General features: G+C 67.7%; 3 protein-coding genes and 1 pseudogene. 1 reads left to right on the forward strand and 3 read right to left on the reverse strand.

Annotated features, from left to right (window positions below; all coding sequences use genetic code 11):
* Window positions 1–1,355, reverse strand: a 1,355-nt coding sequence (locus K8V11_RS07365) for an FAD-binding oxidoreductase (protein WP_303912151.1), incomplete at its 3' end; no start/stop codon positions are given.
* A gap of 163 nt (window positions 1,356–1,518) precedes the next feature.
* Between K8V11_RS07365 and K8V11_RS07370 the strand changes: the two genes are divergently transcribed.
* A complete protein-coding gene (locus K8V11_RS07370) occupies window positions 1,519–2,145 on the forward strand; it encodes a DJ-1/PfpI family protein (protein WP_303912153.1) in 627 nt (208 codons plus the stop codon).
* Between the two features lie 45 nt (window positions 2,146–2,190).
* Here K8V11_RS07370 and K8V11_RS07375 read toward each other — a convergent pair whose 3' ends face one another.
* Both K8V11_RS07375 and K8V11_RS07380 read right to left on the reverse strand, forming a co-directional pair.
* Window positions 2,191–3,189: a MerR family transcriptional regulator gene (locus tag K8V11_RS07375; RefSeq protein WP_303912154.1), complete on the reverse strand. Its 999-nt coding sequence runs from the start codon at window positions 3,187–3,189 to the stop codon at window positions 2,191–2,193.
* 2 nt (window positions 3,190–3,191) lie between these two features.
* A pseudogene (locus K8V11_RS07380) lies at window positions 3,192–3,419 on the reverse strand (HEAT repeat domain-containing protein); the annotation flags it as partial.

The raw sequence follows: 3,419 nt of genomic DNA on the forward strand, positions 1-3,419 counted from the left end.
ATGTGGCACATGACCAGCGCCATCGTGCCCGAATCGTTGAGCGAGGTGGCCAGCGCGTCGCCGACCGCCTTCTTCAGCCGCGGCGCGTTCGCCCAATCGGTCGCCGTCTCCAGGGTCTCGCACAGCGCGCCGGCGTCGAGGAGGGAATCGCGGAGCACTGGAGCGCCGAAGCGGCCCTCCTCCCACTTTCGGGCCGGGCCTTCACCGACGGACGTGCCGCCTTTGGCGAGCAGCAGCTCGCGGGTTTCCTTGTGGCGGCTTTCCGCGTGTTCATAGGTGCCCTCGAACACCGTGATGCACAGGCAGCCCTGCGGGGCCTGCAATTTCTCGCCGATCGCATCCGAGGAGGTGAGGTTGATCGCCGACTCGATCTCGTCGGACAGGCGGATGACGGTGGGACCGGTCCCCTGCTGTTCGACCGCGCGCAGCGCATCCGCGCCGACCCCGAAGCTCGGGAACACGAATGCCTCGTAGCGCTTGACCTGCGGAATCGGATGCACGTGGACGCGGACGCGGGTGGCGATTCCGAACGCGCCCTCCGAGCCCATGACGATCTCCTTGAGGTCCGGTCCCGCCGCCGAGGCCGGCGACTGCTTGCCCGGATGGAATATGCCCTTCGGGGTGATGACGGTGAGCTCGCGCACCATGTCGTCGAAGCGCCCGTAGCCGGCGGAATTCTGCCCGGCCGAGCGGGTCACGGCGAAGCCGCCAATCGTCGCGTAGGGGAACGACTGCGGGAAGTGGCCGAGCTGCAGTCCGTGCTCGGCGAGCAGGAACTCGGCGTGCGGGCCGGACAGCCCGGCGCCGAGCGTGGCGAGTCCGGACACCGGGTCGACGTCCTCGATCGCGTCGAAACGGCGCAGGTCCACCGAGATCACGGCGTCGAATTCTCCGGACACGGGGTTAACGCCGCCGACCACCGAGGTGCCGCCGCCGAAGGGTACGACCGCGATTTCGTGCTCGGTGCAGTATTCGAGGATCGCGAGGACCTCGTCCTCGGTGCCCGGAACGAGCACGGCGTCGGGCGCGGAGATCACATCCCCCGAGCGCCATTCGAGAAGGTCGAGCGAGGACTTGCCGCGCGCCCGCGCCATGCGCTGCTCGCGGTCCTGGGACACGTTCTTCGCTCCGACGATTCCCTCGAGGTCCCGCACCGCGGATTCGGAGAGCCGCGGCTCGGTGAGGGACACGGATGCGGCGTCGACGGTGTTGTCCTTTTCGGTGTCGACCCCCATCGCCTGGGAGAGCAGCTTCTTGATCGAGTCGCTCAAGGGCTTCGCCTCGTCTGCGGTTCCCCACAGGTCGAAACGCATCGGGGGGAGGGCGACAGACGAGGAATCGGAAGTCGAAGACATGTCTTCGATGGTACGTGACAGGCATGTTCTCGCCCCTACCTGCTCCCATCCCATTCGACAGGGTTCGGGGGCAGAAATCCGGTGCCTAAAGCGGACCGAATTCGTCCTGTACCCGTTCTAGTCTTGGATCACCCGAAAGGCCGACACGAACGAGGATCCCGACATGCGCGACATCATCATCTACGCAACCGACACGATGGCCGACTGGGAGTTCGCTTATCTCACGACCGAGGTCGCCAGGGCCGAGCAAGCCCGCCCGGGCAGGTTCCGCGTGCGCTTCGCCGGCGACGGCACCGCAACGGTTCGCACACTCGGCGGTCTTCCCGTCACTCCTGAGATCGACCTGGGAGAGATCGATCCTGCCACGACCGCCGCCTTTGTTCTGCCGGGCGGCGACACCTACGCGGACGGCCATCTCCCTGTCCTCGGTACGGTCGACCGCCTCGTCGCCGAGGGTGTGCCGATCGGCGCCATCTGTGGCGCCACGTTCGCGCTCGCGAGACACGGGCTCCTCGATTCCATCGCCCATACCAGCAATGCACCCAGCTTCCTGCTCGAGTCCGGGTATGACGGCGGACGCCACTATCGCCATGTCGATGCCGTCACCGACGGAGGAATCACCACGGCGACGGGACTGCGGCCCATCCCGTTCACCACGGAAATCCTCCGTGCGGCCGAGGTCTTTCCCGACAGCTACATCGATGCCTGGTTGGAGCTGAATTCCTCGGCGAGCGAGGAGAGCTTCCATGCCTACATGGAGCAGGCCGAGGCGTTCGCCGGCTCGGCCTAGAGCCGCGCGCTATGCGCCACGCAGTCGAACGTTTGGCACTTGGAATTATTCTGAGCCGCGCATTGCGAGAACCGCCTTGGCGGTCATTGCCACCGCAAGTTCCGAGTCACCGGTGAGCCCCCGCAGCGCCTCGTCGACCTCGACACCCGGAATTTCCGCGAGCGCCTGAGTCAACCGGCACCGCACGTCCGCCGGACAGTCGGAAGCGTGGAGACGGGAAATGAGCTCGCCCGCGATGTCGGAGTTTCCCGCTCCGCGGGAGGCGAGCTCGCCGAGGATTTCGGCGGCTTCGACGTCATTCCTGCCCTCCACCACCAGGGCGACGAGGTGCCCGGCCACGTCCGGCAGACCCCGGCGCCCGAGCGCTAACGCGGAGCCAGCGCGGATGCCGGGATCGGTATCGTCGAGAAGCTCGCGCAACACCCGCGTCGAGCCCGCCGAATCGAGAGCCGCCAACGCACGAACAATCCGGGCCCGAATCTGCGCTTCGGGTGAGCCCGCGGCCTCGGCCAGCGGCTCTAGGGCATCGTCGCCGACCCTGGCGATCGCCCAATCGAGCGTGCCCGCAACGTTCGTTTCGCTCTCACCGATTCGGGCCTCGACGAGCTGCGCGGCACCCACGCCGGGGTCCACGTCGAGCACGGCACGCTGCCGCGAGCGAGGGTCCGCACCACGCAGCGCTCCCAATCGACCGAGCACGGCAAGCACGCCCTGCCAATCCCCCGGGCCCGCGGCCGCGACCTCCTCGAGATGGGCGAGCAGTTCGCGTTCGTGCTCGATTCGCTGCCGGGTCTGCCGAGCCAGCTCGGCGAGCGAGGTCTCGACGCCGCGCGAGGGATCGGCCAGCGCGCCGGATACCTCGGCGAGCGACATGCCCAGCGACCGTAGGCTCTCGACGTGCAACAGCCGAGCGAGATCCTCGCGGGAGTATTCGCGATACCCGGACGACGAGCGCGCGGACGGCGAGACAAGGCCGAGCTCGTCGTAGTGGCGCAGCATGCGGCGGCTCAGCCCCGTCCGCGCCGACACCTCGCCGATGAGCATCGCTACCCCGTCTCCATCTGCCGAAATCCCAGGGCCGTGGCCCTGTTGGCCTCCTCCAGAGCGTAGCCGAAGCCAGCCTCCGGATTCCGCAGCAAATGTAGAGTCGCCCGCGCATGCGCCGCCGTGTCCGCATCCTCCGCACGCGCCGCGTCCTCGAGAACATCCTCGGCCGCATAACCCAGCTCGACGAACGCCATCGCCAGGCTGCGCTTGACCTCCGCAGTTCCGCG

Source organism: Dietzia timorensis (assembly GCF_020742175.1).
GTDB lineage: Bacteria > Actinomycetota > Actinomycetes > Mycobacteriales > Mycobacteriaceae > Dietzia > Dietzia timorensis_A.

What these genes read in the sequence shown, in the direction of transcription:
- K8V11_RS07370 (WP_303912153.1), top strand. Translation starts at nt 1,519, where the DNA reads ATGCGCGACATCATCATCTACGCAACCGACACGATGGCCGACTGGGAG.
- K8V11_RS07375 (WP_303912154.1), bottom strand. Translation starts at nt 3,189, where the DNA reads ATGCTCATCGGCGAGGTGTCGGCGCGGACGGGGCTGAGCCGCCGCATG.